The sequence below is a fragment of the Streptomyces sp. A0592 genome, from assembly GCF_004795115.1.
Lineage (GTDB): Bacteria > Actinomycetota > Actinomycetes > Streptomycetales > Streptomycetaceae > Streptomyces > Streptomyces erythrochromogenes.
Genome location: NZ_SSBM01000007.1, coordinates 39,148 through 57,010 on the forward strand (window position 1 = coordinate 39,148; position 17,863 = coordinate 57,010).

Genomic DNA, 17,863 nt, shown 5'->3' on the forward strand with positions numbered 1-17,863 from the left:
GAAGCCCCCGACAGCCACCCAGCACGGGCAGCCACCGGGGGCTCCAGCAACCCTTCGCACAGCCTATCGAACCCTTAACGGGGGCGTTCCCAAGGTCTCAAAGAGGCCCTTTCCCAGTGGCCGCAAGCGTCGGCAGTCCAAAAACGGAGCCGCACCCAGGGCGCATTTTCCGAGCTGGGGCCGGGGTCGCGGTGAGGGCTGCGCCTGAACTTTGGACATCCCGGGTGACGAAGTGACGGAATGACGATTAGTTCTGATCCACTCATGGAAACAACAACACTTCTATAAGAGGTAACCGGGGGAGAGCATCATTTCGTCGCTTCGTCACGCGTGTCCGCTGCCGGCAGCTGGAGGGGTTACGCCGGTGCTCAGGTGGCGCTGTCGGTACGCAGCTCCGCCCAATGGATCTGGATGCGTTGCTCAGGGATGATCCGCTGTCCGCGCACTCCCTTGGTCACTTCAACCCGGTCTATGGCGAGTGACAACCTGCCGCGCCGGTCTTCGTTCGTCGCCTCAGCCCACGCCTCACGCAGGATGAGTCCGTCGAGCATCGGTGACACGTCCACAGACGGCATGGGCAGCTTACGAAGATCGGTGCCAAGCCCTTCGATGCGCCCCCTCAGGCGCTCTGCAAGCCGGTTGTAGCGCTCCACGGCTGCGGGGCCACTGAACTCACCGCGCACGTATCGCGCGTCCTCCAGGTCGGCGAGGCGGGCTTCCTCATCCTGGATCTCAGCAGTAAGCGCATCACGTTTCGCGAAGGTCTCCGGGTCTACACGGTGCACCCAGCGATCTGCGATCGCGACAAGCAGCGGGTCGTCCGGTTCGAGCGCTGGGAGCTTGGTGAGGAACTGTTCCGTCACGTACTGGTCAACCGCCTCAGCCAGCGCCGACGCTCCGATGCACTGATTGCCCGCGCGGCGAGCCATGCACTGGTAGCTGCCTCCCACACGGTGCATCCGGCGACCGCAGCCAGGAACCGCACAGAAGACGAGTCCCGTGAGCAGCGCCGTTCCCTCGGGCTTCGGCCGCCGCTTTCCTGCGTGCACGAACGTCCTGGATTCCAAGGTGCGGATGATCTGTTCACGCTCTCCGACCGTGATGATCCCCTCGCCGATCTCGACGGTGTCCAGAGTCTCGGGATCGCGGTACGGAAAGACCCTGCCCGTGTACTTCCGCTCACCGTCGTCTGTCTCGACGGTCTCAGTCTCCGGCATCAGGCCGGCGAGCGCAGGAGAGCGCAGGAGCTGCATGATGCTGGCCGCGTTCCACTGCCCGCCCCTGGGCGAGAGGATCTCGTACTCGTTGAGGAGTCGGGCGATCTTGACCAACGATGTGCCGGCAAGCGCTTCATCCGCGATCAGCCGGGCGTAGACGGCGTGCTCCGGGTCGTGGACGAGCTTCTTGCTCTTCGGGTCGATGAGCAGCCCGTACGGAGGCTGACCGCCGATCCACTGCCCCTTGCTGCGGAGGTAGCGCTTCGCGTGCCCGACACGCGTGCCGAGATTCTTCGACTCGGACCGGGCGAACTCGGCGAGCATCGCCACGACCATGCGCGCCGAGTCGTTCGAGGTGTCGAGACCGTCCACGACTGATACGAGACGGCAGCCGGCCTTCTCGATGTCGTCCAGCACCTTGCCGACCTGGCCGATGCCCTTGCGGGACAGGCGGTCCAGTTTCCAGACGATCAGCGTGCCGACAACGCCTGCCGTCACGGACGCCAGCGCGGCGTCGAAGCCCTTGCGCTCAACGGTCTTGTATCCGGAGCGCCCTCTGTCTATGTGGACCTTGCGGACGGTCAGTCCGTTGTGTTCGGCCCAGGCACGGCAGTCGGCTTCCTGCCGTTCGATTGCGGTCTTGCCGTCCCGGTCAAGAGACAGGCGGAGGTACAGGTCACAGATCGTGTCTTGGTGCACACACTCAGTGTGAAGAAGAGTTCGGTGGTTCGTTGTCGATTTTCAGAAATCGAGAATGGTGATACGTCCCCGCAGGTCGGCGAGGGTCAGGTCCTTCCCGCCGGTGTTGAGCCAGCCGCCCTTGCCGATCAGCTCGGGGGCACGGACACGGGCACGCTTGCGGGGTGCGGGCGCGGGGGTGGGCGCCGGGACAGCATCGTTCATCCTTCAAGCTTGCCACTCCTCTCCCCCCACCCCCACGGGTGACCGCCCGCCGCCACACGGTCGCAACGAACGGGTGTGTGGGAGCCTGGCGACGGGCGGCGAAGGAGGCTTCCGGCATGACCACCGCGCACGACTACAGCGAGGGCATCGATCCCGAACGGGCGCTGAAGTACGCCATCCAGCACCACAGCGGAGACCGCACTGAGATCGTCGAAGGGGTCATCACCAACGTGACGCCGAGCTGGGACCACGAGCGGGCGGCGAAACTCGTACGTCGCCAGATCGCAGCGAGGGTGGACGATCTCGGCTGCGTCGAGGGCTCCGGCAACCTGGATCTGCCCGGTTCGGCCAACTGGTACGTCCCGGACATCGCCGTGGTGCCGGAAGATCTCGCCCAGGGCGGGGGTGCACTGCTGCCCGATCAGACCCTGCTGATCGTGGAGATCACGTCCAAGTCCAATGCCGAGACCGACCGGGTCGTGAAGCGCAGGCGGTACGCCGAGTACGGGGCGCCGCTCTACCTGCTCGTCGACCGGCTGGAGCGGTCCGTCACCGTGTTCGCCGAGCCCGGGAGCCTTGGGTACACCAAGGTGGACGGCCCGCATCCGTTCGGGACGGTCGTGCGGCTGCCGGAGCCGTTCGGGATCGACCTCGACACCGGTGGGCTCTGAGCAGTCGCAGCCGCCGTATCGCTACGCGTCGTCGAACAGGGCGCTCAGGCGGGGCAGGCGGGTGGCCAGTTCGGCCGCGTCGTCGAAGTCGAAGTCCCAGGACGGGTCCAGCGGCGGGTAGCTGATCGTGAAGGAGTCGGCCGGGAGCTCGCGGCCGGTGGCGCTCCTGTACGCGCTCCAGGCGATCGAGAGGGCCGCCTCGTCCCACAGTTCCAGGCCCTCGGCCGCCGCCTCGCGGACCGCGGGGTGCTCCGCGAGGGAGTCCGGGTCGGCCAGGGCGGCGTCGAAGACGGCCCGGCCCTGGGTGAGGAGCCAGCCCCGGAAGTAGTCGAAGCCGTCGTCCGAGCAGCCGCCGTTGATCATGTAGGCCGCGGCCCAGAGCGGGCTGCGGTAGGACTCGGCGAGCAGGTCCCACAGCACCTGCTGGGCCGCGGCCACCTCCGCCTGCGGACGCGCCGCGAGCAGCTCCGCGGCCCGCTGCGCCACCACGTCCCCGTCTTCGCCCTCGCCCTCGCGGGCCGTCTCGATCAACTGCCAGAACGTCTGCTTGTCCATGGGACGAGCCTGGCACCCGGCACTGACATCAGCCGAGGAAGGAGCGGAGTGATCCGGTGAGCGCGGTGACGAAGGCGTCCTGGACGGCCGCCGGGAGCAGGTCCAGGGACAGGTACGGGTTGAGGTCCTCCAGCTCGACGAGGAGCAGTTCGCCGGAGGGCGCCCGGCAGGCGTCCACGCGCTGGATGCCGTGGGAGAGGGTGTTCCACTCTACGAAGGCGCGGGCGAAGGCCAGGTCCTCCCCGGTCGGTTCGTAGACGCTCAGCTCCCAGCGGCGGGCCGGATCCGGGGCGTGGAGCGCGTACTGGAAGGTGTCGTCGACGAAGTAGAAGGACACCTCGTACGCGAAGTCGATGCGCGGCTGGATCAGCACGGCCCCGGCCTCGCCGGCCGGTGCCGCGGTGAAGGTGAGGCCGATGGAGTCGGCGCCCTGCTTCGGCTTGACCACGTACTCGGGCACCTGCGGCAGCTCCGCGAGCCGGGCCGGGTCGTCGACGGTCGGGATGACCGGGTAGCCGGCGGCGGTGAGGTCGAGGAGGTATTGCTTGCCGGCCATGTCGGCGCGGCCGGTCAGGGGGTTGTAGACGGGCGTACCGGCGGCCAGGGCGGCGGCGCGGAAGGCGTCGTACTCCTCCTGGTAGTGCAGGACCGGGCCGCTGTTGCGGACGATCACGGCGTCGAAGCCGGGCATCAGGGCGCGGGCGTCGGCGGGGTGGCACAGGGCCAGATCGAAGTGCTCGCGCAGGCGCGAGGTGAGGAATATGTCCTCGTCGCAGTAGCGGCGGCCGCGTGCGGGGTACGCCAGGTCGGTCACATAGAGGAGTGGCATGAGGGAAACCTATCGCGGGCACTGATCAGCGCATGAAATACCTCGTTCGGGACAAAATGCTGGCCATCGGGGACGACTACTGGATCGAGGACGAGGACGGGCGGCACGCCTTCCTCGTCGACGGGAAGGCGCTGCGGTTCCGGGACACGCTGGAGCTGAAGGACCCGGACGGCCGGATCCTGATCACCCTGCGGGAGAAGCTCTTCGGTTTCCGCGATGCGATGACCCTGGAGCGGGACGAGCAGCGGCTCGCGGTGATCCGCAGGAAGCGCTTCTCGCTGCTGCGCAACCACTTCCGCGTGACGCTGGTCGAGGGCACGGAGCTCGACGTGAGCGGGCGGATCCTGGACCGGGAGTTCAAGGTCGAGTACGACGGGGAGCTGCTCGCGCTGGTCTCCCGGCAGTGGTACCGGGTGCGGGAGACGTACGCGGTGGACGTGGTCCGGGAGGACGCGGACGCGGCGCTGCTGGTCGCGGTCGCGGTGTGCGTGATCCGGATGGCGGAGAAGGAGCGGGAGGACGCCCTCCCGGACTGAGCGGAAGTGAGTACGCGGCCTGCGGGGGAATGAGCATCCGCGCTCATGCCGCGGTGGCGGGCCGGCGGCGAGGATCGTGTACGTCCGACAGACCACGGCCAGCCCGGCACGGCGGAAGGAACTCACGGTGAACCCCAGCACCCACGCGGCCCTCTACGGTCCGTGGCAGCCCGCACAGCCCCCGCGCAGGGAACGGCCGGTCGCCGTCGTGCTCGCCGCCCTGCTGTGGGTGGTCACCGCCCTCTCGGTCTCCTTGATCGGCGGCCTCGCCTGCATCGTGCTGCTCTGGACCGCCGCGGCCGGGGAGCCCGCCGCGGGCGCGGTCGTGCCGCTCCTGCTGATCCCGGCGGGGGCGGGCGCGCTCATCGCCCTGGCCCGCACGTCCCGTCTCCGCGCAATGGCCGCGTCCACGCGGATGCTGGTCCTCGGCGCCGTCGCCTGCCCAGTCCCGGCCGCCCTCGCGCTCTGGTTCTGGACCCTGACCGGCTGACCGTCAGCGGCCCAGGCGGCGGTCCTTGAGCGCCGGGAACTGCGCGCGGGTGTCGGCGACCTTGGCCGGGTCCAGGTCCACCGTGAGGACCTCCTCGCCCGGGCCCGCCTCGGCCAGCACCTCGCCCCACGGGTCCACGACCAGGCTGTGTCCGGCCTGCTCCACTCCCGCGTGCGTGCCGGCCAGGCCGCACGCCAGGACGTACGACTGGTCTTCCACGGCGCGCGCCCGGCTCAGCAGGGTCCAGTGGGAGCGGCGGCGCGCGGGCCAGCCCGCAGCGACGATCATCGTGGTGGCCCCGGCGTCGACCAGGCCGCGGAACAGTTCCGGGAAGCGCAGGTCGTAGCAGGTGGCGATGCCGAGCGTCTGTTCCGGCAGCTCCACCGTGGTCAGGGAGTCGCCGGCGGACATGAGGACCGCCTCGCCCTGGTCGAAGCCGAAGCGGTGGATCTTGCGGTAGGTGGCGGCCAGCTCGCCGGCCGGGGAGAGGACCAGCGCGGTGTTGTAGAGGGAGCCGTCGCCCGCGCGCTCCACGACCGAGCCCGCGTGCAGCCAGACCCCGGCGTCGCGCGCCGCCTTGGCCATGACCTCGTAGGTCGGCCCGTCCAGCGGCTCGGCCTCGGTCTCGAACTGCTCGTAGGCGAAGGCGCCGACCGTCCACAGCTCGGGCAGCACGACGAGATCGGACTCGTCCTGTTCCCGTACGAGATCGGCCACGCGGGCACGTCGGGAAGACACCGACTCGCCCTCGTTCACTGCGATTTGGATCAGCGAGGCGCGCACATTACCACCGTCCTGGCGTTCAAGCCGTCAACTCGGGCCTACGAATCGTCACACGAAAGCACTGCCGGGGTGCTCACAGGCAGCGTAGTTTTGGAAACTGAGTCCACTGCATCCGAAACGCGCCACTGCACGACGCCACTGAACAGCACCGCGAGGGGTCCCGTTGACCGTCCATCCGCATCCCAGTCTTCAGCCCTATGCCGACGCGTGGACGCACTCGATCGAGGCGATATCCGAGCTGGTCCTCCCCCTGGCGGAGGGCGAGTGGAACCGGGCGACGCCGTGCCCGGGCTGGTCGGTCCGCGACGTCGTCTCCCACATCATCGGCATCGAGTGCGAGCAGCTCGGGGACCCCCGGCCGATCCACACCGTGGCTCGGGACCTGCGGCACGTGGTGGACGAGTTCAGCCGGTACATGGAGGTGCAGGTCGACGTACGGCGCCACCACACCGCGCCGGAGATGACCTCGGAGCTGGAGTACACCGTCATCCGCCGTGCGCGGCAGCTGCGCAACGAGAAGCGGGACCCGGACACGATGGTGCGCGGTCCGCTGGGCGACCAGGTGACCCTGGAACAGGCTCTGCGGCTGCGGGCGTTCGACGTGTGGATCCACGAGCAGGACCTGCGGTGGGCCCTGGGGGCGCCGGGGAACTGGGACTCGCCGGGCGCGTACGTGGCGCGGGACATCCTGCTGGCCGGGCTGCCGAAGGTGGTGGCGAAGCGGGCGGGGGCCCCGGCGAACTCGGCGGTGGTGATCGACGTGCACGGACAGCTGGAGTTCATGCGGACGGTTCGGGTGGACGCGGACGGCCGTGGCACGGTGGACAAGTCCCCCTCGCTCGGTCCGGCGGTGACGCTGACCCTGGACTGGGAGACGTACGTGCGGCTCGCGGCGGGCCGGGTGCGGGCGCACACGGTCGCCGACCGGGTGAAGGTGGAGGGCGACGCGCAGCTGGCGGAGGCCATCCTGACGCAGTTCTCCGTGACCCCGTGACCCCGTGACCGCGTGACCGCGTGGGCCTGGCCGGGCGGCGGACCGCTCAGCAGACGGCGGCAGCGGCCTACGGAGTCTCACGCCCTGCTGATTCCGGCAGGGGACACGCGGTGGACCGCGGCCGCGGTTCCGCATCCGGCCCGGGCTCCTGCACCGTCGCCGGTGCGGTCGCCTGCGCGGGGACGGTGACGCGGCGGCGGTCCGCTTCGCGGGACAGTGCGCGGCGGCGCAGGCTCAGGATGCGGCTGACGCCGAGCGCTTCGAGCACGAAGACCGTCGAGAAGGCGATGCGGTAGTCGTCGCCGGTGGCGTCCAACAGGACGCCCACCGTCAGCAGGGTCGTCATCGAGGCGATGAAACCGCCCATGTTGGTGATCCCGGAGGCGGTGCCCTGGCGCTCGGCCGGGTTGGCCGGGCGGGCGAAGTCGAAGCCGATCATCGACGCCGGGCCGCAGCCGCCCAGCACCAGGCACAGGGTGATCAGCAGCCACATCGGTGCGTGCCCGCCCGGGTACGCGAGGACCGCCCCCCACAGCAGGGCCGTCACGCCCACCGTCCCCAGGGCGAGCGGTATCCGCGAGGACTGGCGGCGGCCGATGATCTGGCCGTAGACCAGCCCGAGCGCCATGTTCGAGGCGACGACCAGCGTCAGCAGCCCGCCCGCGGTGCCGCGCGTCAGCCCCTGCGCCTCGATCAGGAAGGGCATGCCCCACAGCAGCAGGAACACCATCGCGGGGAACTGCGTGGTGAAGTGCACCCACAGGCCGAGCCGGGTGCCCGGTTCGCTCCAGGACTCCTTGATCTGGCGGCGCACGAAGCCCGAGCCGCCGCCGGTGCGCGCCGCCGGCGGCGGCTCGTGCCCCTCCGGGTGGTCGCGCAGGAACAGCGCCAGCGGCACCAGGACCACCAGCCCGGCCGCCGCACTGCCGGCGAAGGCCGCGGTCCAGCCGACCCCGTGCAGCACGGGCGCGAGCACGAGCGTGGAGACGAGGTTGCCCGCCATGCCGACCAACCCGGCCAGCTGCGCCATCAGCGGCCCGCGCCGGGCCGGGAACCAGCGGGTGCCGAGCCGCAGCACGGAGATGAAGGTCATCGCGTCGCCGCAGCCCAGCAGTGCCCGGGCGGCGAGGGCGGTCTCGTACGAGGGGGCGAGCGCGAAGCCGAGCTGCCCCGCGGTGAAGAGCACCGCGCCCAGGGTCAGCACCTTCTTGGTGCCGAGCCGGTCCACCATCAGGCCGACGGGGACCTGCATGCCCGCGTAGACGAGGAGCTGGAGCAGGGAGAAGGTGGACAGGGCCGAGGCGCCCACGTGGAAGCGGTCCGCCGCTTCGAGGCCGGCCACGCCCAGGCTGGTACGGAAGATCACCGCCACGAAGTAGACGGCGACGCCGATGCACCAGACGGCGACGGCCTTCCGGCCGCCCGGCGGGTCCTCGGGACCGGCGCCCCGGGCCACCGCGGCCACCGCCGTCGGCGGGGTCGGACCCGGCCGGCCGGCGCTCACAGACCCGGCCCCCGCACCAGCGACTCGACCCGGCCGATGTGCCCGCGCACCGCCGCGGCAGCCGCCCCGGCGTCACCGGCCCGCAGCGCGTCCAGGATCTCGGCGTGCTCGGCCAGCGTCCGCTCCAGCCGCTCGGGGTGGGCGTGCAGCAGGGCCACGCCCATCCGCAGCTGCCGGTCGCGGAGTTGGTCGTAGAGCCGGCACAGGATCTGGTTCCCGGCGCTGCGCACGATCTCGGCGTGGAAGCCCCGGTCCGCCGCCATCATCGCGGCGAGGTCCCCCGCCGCGGCGTGCCGGCGCTGTTCGCCGAGCAGCGCTTCGAGCCGGTCCAGCAGGCCGGCCGGGGCCGGCACGGCCCTGCGTACGGTGAACTCCTCGACCAGCAGGCGGGTTTCGAGGACGTCGTTGATCTCCTGCGCGGAGACCGGCAGGACCAGCGCGCCCTTCTTCGGGTACAGCTTCAGCAGCCCCTCGGTCTCCAGGCGCAGCAGGGCCTCGCGGACCGGGGTCCGGGACACCCCGACCGCCTCGGCGAGTTCGCCCTCGGTGAGGAGGGTGCCGCCCTCGTAGCGCCGGTCGAGCACACCGTGCTTGACGTGCCGGTAGACGCGTTCGGCGGCGGTCTCGGTGCTGGTGGCGGCTGGCATGCGCACAGCATAGATACAACAGGGGTGCAACCCGCGGCACCGTCCGGGATGTGGACCCGCGCCACGGCATCGGCCCCCTGGCCGGGCATCGGCCCCTGGCAGGAGACGGACCCCGGCCTTCTCCGACCTCGACCGCCGCCCGCCTGCACCGAAGGATGTACCCCGCCTTCGTCCACCCGCAGGACGTACCCGGCTGCCCGCGCCGGGAGCCTGGAGTCATGGCCGACACCCTCGCCCCGGTGGTCCGCACGACCACCCGGCTCCCCCTGCTGGACGTCCTGCGCGGCGCCGCCATCCTCGGCACGCTCATGACCAACGTCTGGATCTTCGCCTCCCCCGGCTCGGAGTGGAGCGTGCTCCAGGGCGGGATGAAGGTGCCCGACGCACTCACCGACCCCTCCGCCGCCAACATCGCCGAAACCGTCTTCCGCTTCCTCGCGGACGGCAAGTTCCTGGCCCTGCTCACGGTCCTGTTCGGGGTCGGCCTGGCCATCCAGTTCGACTCGGCCGCCCGCCGCGGCGAACCGTGGCCCGGCCGCTATCCGAAGCGCGCCGCCTTCCTCTTCGTCGAGGGCACCGTCCACTTCGTCCTCGTCTTCGCCTGGGACGTGCTGATGGGGTACGCCGTGACCGCGCTGCTCGTCGCCTGGCTGCTGGCCCGCTCGGAGAAGGTGCGGCGCGTGGCCCTGTGGACGGCCGGCGGCGTGCACCTGGCACTGGTCGCGCTGGTGACCCTGGCCTCGATGAGCGCGTCGGACACCTCGCCGGAGGGACCGGACGGGCCCGACCCGGCCGCCGTCGCGCTGTACGCCCACGGCGGCTACGGCGCCCAGATCGCCTTCCGCCTGGAGAACATCGGGGCGTTGCGCATCGAGCCCGTCTTCTCCTTCGGGCTGCTGGTGTTCCTCTTCCTCCTCGGCGTACGGCTCCACCGCGCGGGCGCGTTCACCGCCACCGCCGAAGGCCGCCGCATCCGCAACCGGCTGGCCGCCTGGGGGCTGGGCCTCGGGCTGCCGCTGAACGCCGCGGCCACCCTCGGCGGCGGGGACTTCTTCGTCCTGGGACGCTACGGAGCGGCACCCCTGCTCGCCCTCGGCTACATCGGCCTGATCGGCATCGCCCTGGACCGGATGTGGATCCCCCGGGCCGTGACCCGCTCCCTCGGCTGCGTCGGCCGGACCGCCCTGTCCTGCTACGTCGCCCAGAACGTGCTCTGCATGCTGCTCTGCTACGGCATCGGGCTGGGCCTCGCCCACCGGCTGGCCGGCGGCGGCCCCTGGTGGGTGATGGGCCTGTGGGCGGGCGTGGGCGTGGTCCTGGCCGCCGGGTCGCGGCTGTGGCTGAGCCGTTTCGACCGGGGCCCGCTGGAGGCCCTCCAGCACGCGGTGCTCAGCCCGCGCCGCCGCTCCCCGGCCTGACCTCCACGTCCAGCACGAACTCGTCGTACGGGGCCTCGTCCGGGTAGGGCGGCCGGACCTGTGCGAAGCGGATCCTGGCCCGGCCCCCGCCCGGGGGCCGGGCGCTGACAACGTAGCTCAGCTCCACCGCCGCCCCCGGTTGCGCGGCGCCCCGGGCGGTCGGCCCCGGCGCCACCGACACCACGTCCGCGTCCCCCGTGACCTGCCAGGTCCACACGTACCCGCGCGCCCCCCGCCCGGTGAGCCGCAGCTCGTACGGCTCTCCGGGGCTCAGCACGACACTGCGTACCTCCACGCCCGCACGGTCCTCTCAGACGGGGCCGATCACCGGCCCTTCGTGCCAGCCCGCGCCGTCGCGCCACCAGTGCTGGAGGCGGCGGTCGGTGCGCAGGACGACGACTTCCAGATTGAACCCGAAGCTGCCCTGGAGCATCCCGGTGACCGAGGCGACGTCGTGGCCGAAGACCGCGCCGAGCTGCCAGGGGGAACCGCCCGCGTTGCCGCGCCACCAGTGCTCCACCTGCCCGCCGGCCACCGCCACGCACAGTTCGTAGTTCCCGGCGGTGTCCTCGTCGGCGGCCCCGTACTGGCCCTCGATCAGGCAGGGCGCGGACGTGGCCGGCCTACCGCTGCCGAAGACCTCACCGGCCCGCCAGGCGAAACCGTCGGGGTCGTCGCGCCACCACAGCTGCATGCGGCCGTCGGTGCGGGCGGCGACCAGGTCGAGGTGGCGGGAGCGGGTCTGGACGAGGGCCGGGCCGTAGTGGGCGATGCCGGAGGCGAAGCGGCCGCCGTCGTTCCAGGTCCAGGGGGCGCCGTTGATCCGCCACCAGTGGTTCAGGCGGCCGTCGGCGGTGCGGACGACCACCTCGAAGTTGCCGGGCTTGCCGTAGTCGCTCTGGATGAACGCCGGGGTGGAGCCGACGGCCGCGTCCCCCGGGCCGAAGACGCCGCCGTCGCGCCACACCGCCGCGGACTGCTCGTAGTACCAGTGGCGCAGCCGGCCGCCCGTGGTCACGTGCAGGGACTCCATGTTGCGGTTGTAGGTGGTCCCGGTGAAGGCCGGCTGGCCGGAGGCGTCGCCGGCGAAGACGCCCGCGCGGGCCCAGGCGAAGGGCGCGTCGCCCTCGCGCCACCAGTGCTGGAGTCTGGCGCCCGTGGTGGTCGCCAGGAGCTCGAAGTTGCGGTGCGCGCGGCCGTTGCCGCTCTCGTAGATGTTCCCGGTGTGCAGGCGGCGCTTGGTCCACGGGTCGGGGTTGGTCCCGCGCAGCCCGCACTTGGCCCAGTGGTCGATGTCGACCTCGCCGTAGGCGATCCGGCCGTAGCCGCCGACGTGGTAGCCGGTGCCCCAGGAGTTCTTGAACAGCCAGCAGCCGGCCGCGTCGTCGTAGCCGACGACCAGCACGCAGTGGCCGCCCGCCAGCCGGTCGCTGGTGCGGTGGTAGACCCCGGAGCCGAGGCCGAAGAAGTCGTCGTAGACGTCGAAGCAGGCGGTCAGCGGGCCGACGGTGTCCAGCCACACCTTCTGCTGCTCGACGTCGCCGAGCCGGACGTAGTCGGAGATCCGGACGGTCCGGCCGGACCGGTCCCAGCTGGGCGTGTACTCGGCGCGCCAGGCGTCGCGGCGGGCGGCCGGCAGACCGGCGGGAGGGGTGCTGTACGGCCAGCAGTCCGGGTCGGCGAGACCACCGTTGGCCTTGATCCAGTCGAGGGCGGTCTCCGGGTTGCTGCCCTGCCCGCAGCTGAAGCGCAGGCCGTCGTGGACGTCCCCCTCGGAACGCTCGGCCCACACGTCGTGCTCGATGCGGGCCATGGACTCCACCAGGCCGGCGGCGCCGAAGGCCCAGCAGGAGCCGCACGGGTTCTGGTCCTTGACCTTGGTGATCCAGGGCCGGCCCCAGCGGTTGCGCCAGTCCACGGCGGCCGGCCGGGCCCCGGCGACCTGGTCCCGCCCGGCCGCCCCGGGCAGCAGCCCGTGCGCGGCCCGGCGCCGGGTCAGGTGCGGGTTGCCGCTGGCGTGCCCGACGATCTCCCGCAGGTCGATCGTGCCCGCGTCGGCGGCGGACGTGAGGTTCGCCCCGGGTTCCAGGCCGAGCGAGGGCCGCGGTACCGGCTCGTCGTCGGCCAGGTGCTCCAGGACCGACCAGCGCGCCCCCCGCGCGATCAGCTGCGCACGCAGCTCCCCCACCGATTGAACAGACTCCTGCGGCATGGCGGCCCCCCAGCTGCAACCGTTCGGATCCGAGATCCGGGGAGCGTCCCTCCGCCGCCGGAGCCCGTCAAGGGGGTCCGCACGGTCGCGCGGTGGCACGAGGGGGGCGTGCCGAAGCCCCCGCCCGGCCCCACCTCACGGGCGGCGGGTTCGGAGCAGCGTTGGGGTTGCGAACGCTGTTGGGCGGGTCACCGGTCGGTGAGGGCCTGCCGGACCTGGGCCAGGGACGGGTTCACCATCGGCGGGTGGCCGGCGACGACCACCGTCGGGACCGTCTCGTTGGCGTCGGCCACCCCGCGGACGAAGGCCGCCGCGTCGGGGTCCCGCCAGATGTCGACCTTCCGGTACGGGATCCGGGCCGCCCGGAGCTGTGTACGGAGCTTGATGCAGAAGACGCACCCCGGCCGCCAGTACACGGTGACGGCCGCGTCGCCGCCGGACCCCGTGAAGCCGAACCGCCGCATGCCCCAACCCCCTTGGCCTGTGTCCCACCTGCCCGGACGACAGTACCCGCGGGAAGGCGGAACGGGCCGGCCGGGCCGGTGAGGGGTCCGTATAAGGTCCCCGTATGGGCACCTGGATCGCGCCGAGCGTCATCGAGAGAGAGCTGTACGAGGCCAAGAACGCGGGCGACTGGGCCGCGTACTTCGACGTGCTCGCACGCGCCCAGCTCTACCTGGTGCAGCCCCGCGTGCAGTCGGACGCCCATCCCGACTCGATCTTCTTCCACCCCACCCCGGACCGGATGCTCGTCGTCCACACCGCCGGCATGCTGCCCGTGCCCACCCCCGAGACGGTCTTCGAGTCCCGGAGCCTGGGCTGGTTCTCCAAGGTGTGGGCAGCCGACGACCCCGCCTTCCTCGCCGTGAACCCGGGCTCGCCCGTCGAGGCCTACCTCACCACCACCCCCGCCGACCTGGCCCGCTGGCGCGCACACGCGGACGCCGCGCCCTTCTACGGCCTGCCCGAGCTCAAGGTCCACGCCCTGTTCACCGGCGGTCCCCTGCACGGGGACATCGCGCACGGCCTCGCCGTCGGCAGCCATCTCGCCGTCAGCAACGGCGATTTCTGGAACGCCCTCGCCTACCACGGCAGCGGCTACCAGCACGAGCGCCGCCGCGTCGCGAAGAGCTGGGGCATCACCGACCGGGCCGACTGGCTCGCCACCCTCGAACAGCTGCTGAGCACCACGGTGGTCAGCCCCGTATGGGAGTTCGCGCTCCGCGTCCGCCGCGTCCTCGCCTCCGACTTCGCGGGACCCGTGGACGTCGAGCACTGGCGGCACGCCGCCGAGGCGAGCATGCGCCGCAACGCCGAACGCTCCGCCGAGCCGCAGCTCACCCCCGACGGGGTCACCGTCGCCCGGCCGCGCCCGACCGCCGAGGTCGAGGGGGAGATAGCCGGCGTCAAGCGCCTGATAGGCCGGATAGCCCGCTACGAACAGCGCTTCCGGGCCGACGGGCTGCTGCCCGAGGACGGCTGGGTCCGCTCCGTCGAGGCCTGGGACCTCGGCCGCGCCTCCCAGATGGCCCGCTGGGGCATCGGCTGCCGCTACGGCACCCTGCACGAGGCGGAGAAGGCCGTACTGCGCGCCGGGGAGGCGGCCCGCCAGACGTACCGCTCGTGGGAGGAGTTCTCGGCCGGGTACGTCCTCGGCCGGTGCCTGCACTTCGACGAGGAGGAGTTCGGCACCTGGTACACCGGTGCCCTCGCCGCCCACGTCACGCTGACCACCGACCCCGCCAGCCCCTGGCGCAACATCCCCTGGAAGTGACCGACCTCGGGTAGTCGCCGGCCCGGCCGGCATCCGCCCGCGCCGCGCGGCGGCCCGCAACTAGCCTCGGCTCCATGACTGTTGAGCTGAACGAAACGGTGCGCGGGCTGCTCGACGCGCCGCACCCCGCCGTCCTGTCGACCATCAACCCCGACGGGAGCCCGCAGAGTTCCGTGATCTGGGTGACCCGCGACGGCGCCGACCTGCTCATCTCCACCGAGCAGGGCCGCCGCAAGGAGCGCAACATCGTCCGCGACGGCCGGGTCGGCCTGACCGTCTTCGACCTGGCCAACCCCTTCCTCTACGCCGAGATCCGCGGCACCGCCACCGTCACCGAGGACGTGGGCCGCGCGGTGGCCGTCCGCATCGCCGAGGAGTACATGGGCCCGGGCGCCGGCAAGGAGTACGCGGACGCCCCGCCCGAGGACGTCCGCGTCGTCGTCCGCATCACCCCGACCAAGGTCCTCGGCAACGCCGCCCGGCAGGGCTGACACCGCCCCGGAACGGCCCGGAGCCCCGCCCCCGCGATGCGACGCGGGACCGGGGCTCCGGGTGGGACGGGTGCGCGGACTAGCCCTGGCTGAAGTAGCCGAGCAGGTCCGTGATCACGTGGTTCGGGCCGCCCCAGCTGTTGCCGATGCTGACCTTGCCGTCCCCGACCGGGGTCGTCACGTGGTTGGGAACGGTCAGCCCGGGCAGGGTGCTGAGGCTGCTGGCCTCCGGCCGGGCGGAGCCGAAGCCGTACGCGGTCAGGAAGCCCGCGGCGGTGGTCTCGGTAGCCGTCAGGTTGAGCACCGCGCCCACGGCGCCCGCCGGGAGGCCGGACACGGTGGTCGTGGCGCCCGGGGCGAGCTTGCCGGCGGTGCGGGTGTCGGCGAGGCGCTTGGGCACGACCGGGGTGAAGAGGGCCTTGCCGTCCTTGCCGTAGTAGCCCACCGCGTCCACGATCAGGTGCGTGGAGCCGGCGTTGTTGTAGAGCGTGACCGTCCCGTCGGGGCCGACCGGGAGGATCGCCTGGTTGGACTTGTCCCTGCCCGGCTCCGGGTTCAGGTTCGAGGTGGTGGGCCGCTTCGCCGGATCCGGGTGGGCGATCACGTGGGTGTTCTCCGTGGCGCCCGTGCTCGTCAGGTTCACGGCGACGGCGGTCGCGTCCGCCGGGATGCCGTGCACGCCCGCGACCTTGACCGTCCGGGACTTGCCGGCACCCAGCGCGCCGCCCGCGGTACGGGTGTCCGCGAGCCGGGTCGGAGCGACGGGGCTGAACCTCTGCCCGGCGTTCGGCTGGTAGTACCCCACGAAGTCGACGATGAGCGCGGCCCGGCCGGTGTTGAGCTGGGCGTGCACCGTGCCGTCGGGGCCCACGGGGACCGTCACGGTGTTGGACGAGGTGCCGCCCGCCTTGATGTTCAGGCTGGAGGTGGCGGGGCGCGACTGCCCGCTCGGCCACACGGTGAGGTGGCCGTCCTGGGTGGCGTCGGTGAGGGTCACGTTGAGGACCACCGAGGCCATTCCGGCCGACAGGGCGTGCCCCGGCACGGTCGTGCCGACCGGCAGGACCACGCGGTGCTCGTAGTTGCTGTGAACGGGAGTGCCGGTGGTGCGGGTGTCCAGCACGCGGAAGGGCTCGACGGCCACGTAACCGGACGGTGCGTAGTCCACCCGTACGTTCTGGGTCGCCGAGGACGTGGCGCCCTTGACGTCCCGGACGGTGAGGGTGATCTTGTAGTCGCCCGGACGGTCGTATTCGTGGTCCACGCCGCTCAGGCCGCTGCGGTGCTCGCTCCTGCCGTCACCGAAGTCCACATCGAAGCTGTCCACGGGCCACGGCGCCACGGTGTCGCCGCTGCTGACGGAAACGGCGAGGGGACCCCGTCCCCCGATCGGGCTGGTCGAGTTCGGCAGCTCCGGCCGGGCCGTGAAACGCGCCGTCAGCGGAGAGGGGGAGGTGACCTTGGCCGACCAGCTGTCGAAGACCTTCTCGCCGATGCCGTTGACCGCCATCAGCTTCACGTCGCACGCGCACGGCGTCGTGAAGACGTGCTCGGCGGTGACCGCCTTGGTGACGACGGGGGCCGTCCCGTCGCCGAAGTCGAAGTGGTAGGTCAGTCCGGCGGGCCACCGGGCGTCCGGCACGGCCGTCGCCCTGACCGTCGTACCGGCCGGCGCCCAGGGCTGGTCGAGGTCCAGCCGGACGCCCAGCAGCCGGTCCTGGGTCTCGCGTGCACCCCGGTCGATGTACCCGCCGTCCTTGCCGGTGTTCGCGATGCTCGGGTCGTCCGCGACCGGGCGCTGCGCGATGTCGGTGGGAAGCACGCCGGGCGCCGTCGGGTCACCGGAGTCGATGGCCGGTGAGGTGGTCCAGGAGTCGACGTCCGTACCGGGCGGGGTCAGGAGGTCGTGTGCGCCCTGGCCCGTCGCGGCCTGGAACGCCGCGGCGGTCGTGTAGGCGGTGCCCGCCCACCTGTAGGCCGGGACCTGGCCCGTGTGGTCGTGGGTGATCAGGTTGGAGTCGGCCCGGACGCCCGGGGCCGCGTCCGGTGACACGGCCAGCGTCGCCGCCCGCGGCTGGTTGTCGGCGCATGACGTCCGGGAGGCCGCGTGGATCACGTTGTTGAAGACGGCGGATCCGGCGGAGTTCCCGTCGACCGCGACGCGCGAACCGCAGTCACCGTGGATGGTGTTGTTCGTGACGGCGGTGCCGGGAGCGTCCTGTACCGAGGCGCTCACCTCGTCGCGGCGGCCGGCGATCTCGTTGCGGCCGACCACGGTGCGCTGTGAACCGCCCTCGATCCGGACCGCGCTCAGGGTGCTGCGGGTGACGCGGACGTCCTTGCTGCCGTCCGACACCGTGACGCTGAAGCCGGTCGTCGAGATGTGCATCCGGTCCAGCTCCACGTCGGTGGAGCCGCTGACCCGGAGGTTGCTGTCGATCTGCAGGCCGCGGACCACCACGTGGGAGGCGCCCTTGACGGCCAGGCTGTTGTCCCAGCCCAGGAGCACCCCGTCACCGACGAAGGAGATCGGCTTGCCGGGCTCCCCCGAGCGGTCGAGGGTGAGGTTCTCGTCGTACCCGTCGTAGCGATCACTCGGCGCGATCCGCACGGTCTGGCCCGGCGCGACGATCCGGGCTGCCGCCCCGATCGTGCAGAACGGCACCGCCTGCGTACCGGCACCGGCGTCGCTGCAGTGGGCGTCGGCCGTGTGGTTCACGTAGAGGTCGGAGGGGGTCTCGGCCGCTGCAGCGGCGCCCGGGACTCCGAGAAGAGTGACGAGGCCTGCGGTGAGCAGGGTCGCCACGCGTATGGGACGCACCAGAAGGAATCCTTCAGA

At 71.8% G+C, this 17,863-nt stretch carries 18 protein-coding genes; 7 read left to right on the plus strand and 11 right to left on the minus strand.

The window, feature by feature from the left end; genetic code table 11:
• Positions 1 to 368: 368 nt before the first annotated feature.
• On the minus strand, positions 369 to 1,916 hold the full coding sequence (locus tag E6U81_RS12790) for a recombinase family protein (RefSeq protein WP_136230216.1): 1,548 nt from the start codon (positions 1,914 to 1,916) through the stop codon (positions 369 to 371).
• A 42-nt stretch (positions 1,917 to 1,958) separates the two neighbouring features.
• On the minus strand, positions 1,959 to 2,120 hold the full coding sequence (locus E6U81_RS39780) for a hypothetical protein (RefSeq protein WP_168714618.1): 162 nt from the start codon (positions 2,118 to 2,120) through the stop codon (positions 1,959 to 1,961).
• A gap of 116 nt (positions 2,121 to 2,236) precedes the next feature.
• Between E6U81_RS39780 and E6U81_RS12795 the strand changes: the two genes are divergently transcribed.
• The gene (locus E6U81_RS12795) at positions 2,237 to 2,791 is read left to right on the plus strand and encodes a Uma2 family endonuclease (protein WP_136230217.1); all 555 of its coding nucleotides are present in this window, start codon (positions 2,237 to 2,239) and stop codon (positions 2,789 to 2,791) included.
• 21 nt (positions 2,792 to 2,812) lie between these two features.
• Here the strand turns inward: E6U81_RS12795 and E6U81_RS12800 are convergent, their stop codons facing one another.
• Entirely contained in the window at positions 2,813 to 3,346 is a 534-nt protein-coding gene (locus E6U81_RS12800; RefSeq protein WP_136230218.1) for a DUF4240 domain-containing protein, read from the minus strand.
• A 28-nt stretch (positions 3,347 to 3,374) separates the two neighbouring features.
• Positions 3,375 to 4,175, minus strand: coding sequence for a hypothetical protein (locus E6U81_RS12805; RefSeq protein ID WP_136230219.1), 801 nt, complete (start codon positions 4,173 to 4,175; stop codon positions 3,375 to 3,377).
• 32 nt (positions 4,176 to 4,207) lie between these two features.
• Here E6U81_RS12805 and E6U81_RS12810 point away from each other — a divergent pair, with 32 nt between their 5' ends.
• Together E6U81_RS12810 and E6U81_RS12815 are read left to right on the plus strand one after the other, a co-directional pair.
• Complete coding sequence (locus E6U81_RS12810) at positions 4,208 to 4,711, plus strand: LURP-one-related family protein (protein WP_136230220.1); 504 nt, start codon at positions 4,208 to 4,210, stop codon at positions 4,709 to 4,711.
• 127 nt (positions 4,712 to 4,838) lie between these two features.
• Positions 4,839 to 5,201: a hypothetical protein gene (locus E6U81_RS12815; protein ID WP_136230221.1), complete on the plus strand. Its 363-nt coding sequence runs from the start codon at positions 4,839 to 4,841 to the stop codon at positions 5,199 to 5,201.
• Between the two features lie 3 nt (positions 5,202 to 5,204).
• Here E6U81_RS12815 and E6U81_RS12820 read toward each other — a convergent pair whose 3' ends face one another.
• On the minus strand, positions 5,205 to 5,984 hold the full coding sequence (locus tag E6U81_RS12820; protein ID WP_031155846.1) for a carbon-nitrogen family hydrolase: 780 nt from the start codon (positions 5,982 to 5,984) through the stop codon (positions 5,205 to 5,207).
• Positions 5,985 to 6,147: 163 nt separating this feature from the next.
• Between E6U81_RS12820 and E6U81_RS12825 the strand changes: the two genes are divergently transcribed.
• Positions 6,148 to 6,978: a maleylpyruvate isomerase family mycothiol-dependent enzyme gene (locus E6U81_RS12825; protein ID WP_136230222.1), complete on the plus strand. Its 831-nt coding sequence runs from the start codon at positions 6,148 to 6,150 to the stop codon at positions 6,976 to 6,978.
• A gap of 67 nt (positions 6,979 to 7,045) precedes the next feature.
• Here E6U81_RS12825 and E6U81_RS12830 read toward each other — a convergent pair whose 3' ends face one another.
• Together E6U81_RS12830 and E6U81_RS12835 are read right to left on the minus strand one after the other, a co-directional pair.
• The gene (locus E6U81_RS12830) at positions 7,046 to 8,434 is read right to left on the minus strand and encodes an MFS transporter (protein ID WP_206309923.1); all 1,389 of its coding nucleotides are present in this window, start codon (positions 8,432 to 8,434) and stop codon (positions 7,046 to 7,048) included.
• Positions 8,435 to 8,478: 44 nt separating this feature from the next.
• On the minus strand, positions 8,479 to 9,129 hold the full coding sequence (locus E6U81_RS12835) for a GntR family transcriptional regulator (RefSeq protein ID WP_136230223.1): 651 nt from the start codon (positions 9,127 to 9,129) through the stop codon (positions 8,479 to 8,481).
• Positions 9,130 to 9,347: 218 nt separating this feature from the next.
• Here E6U81_RS12835 and E6U81_RS12840 point away from each other — a divergent pair, with 218 nt between their 5' ends.
• On the plus strand, positions 9,348 to 10,547 hold the full coding sequence (locus tag E6U81_RS12840; protein ID WP_136230224.1) for a DUF418 domain-containing protein: 1,200 nt from the start codon (positions 9,348 to 9,350) through the stop codon (positions 10,545 to 10,547).
• Here the strand turns inward: E6U81_RS12840 and E6U81_RS12845 are convergent.
• The 3 genes from E6U81_RS12845 to E6U81_RS12855 all read right to left on the minus strand — a co-directional run bounded on the left by E6U81_RS12845 (position 10,519) and on the right by E6U81_RS12855 (position 13,223).
• On the minus strand, positions 10,519 to 10,842 hold the full coding sequence (locus E6U81_RS12845; RefSeq protein WP_136230225.1) for a hypothetical protein: 324 nt from the start codon (positions 10,840 to 10,842) through the stop codon (positions 10,519 to 10,521). The two genes, E6U81_RS12840 and E6U81_RS12845, sit on opposite strands and share 29 nt — an antisense overlap.
• Positions 10,843 to 10,857: 15 nt before the next feature.
• Positions 10,858 to 12,735 carry a C1 family peptidase gene (locus tag E6U81_RS12850; RefSeq protein ID WP_240803781.1) on the minus strand — a complete coding sequence of 626 codons (1,878 nt, stop codon included), beginning with the start codon at positions 12,733 to 12,735 and terminating at the stop codon, positions 10,858 to 10,860.
• 212 nt (positions 12,736 to 12,947) lie between these two features.
• Positions 12,948 to 13,223: a glutaredoxin domain-containing protein gene (locus E6U81_RS12855; protein ID WP_136230227.1), complete on the minus strand. Its 276-nt coding sequence runs from the start codon at positions 13,221 to 13,223 to the stop codon at positions 12,948 to 12,950.
• Between the two features lie 104 nt (positions 13,224 to 13,327).
• Between E6U81_RS12855 and E6U81_RS12860 the strand changes: the two genes are divergently transcribed.
• Both E6U81_RS12860 and E6U81_RS12865 read left to right on the plus strand, forming a co-directional pair.
• Complete coding sequence (locus E6U81_RS12860; protein ID WP_136230228.1) at positions 13,328 to 14,533, plus strand: DUF1266 domain-containing protein; 1,206 nt, start codon at positions 13,328 to 13,330, stop codon at positions 14,531 to 14,533.
• Positions 14,534 to 14,607: 74 nt separating this feature from the next.
• On the plus strand, positions 14,608 to 15,024 hold the full coding sequence (locus E6U81_RS12865; protein ID WP_136230229.1) for a PPOX class F420-dependent oxidoreductase: 417 nt from the start codon (positions 14,608 to 14,610) through the stop codon (positions 15,022 to 15,024).
• A 79-nt stretch (positions 15,025 to 15,103) separates the two neighbouring features.
• Here the strand turns inward: E6U81_RS12865 and E6U81_RS12870 are convergent, their stop codons facing one another.
• The gene (locus tag E6U81_RS12870) at positions 15,104 to 17,845 is read right to left on the minus strand and encodes a right-handed parallel beta-helix repeat-containing protein (RefSeq protein WP_168714621.1); all 2,742 of its coding nucleotides are present in this window, start codon (positions 17,843 to 17,845) and stop codon (positions 15,104 to 15,106) included.
• Positions 17,846 to 17,863: the final 18 nt, after the last annotated feature.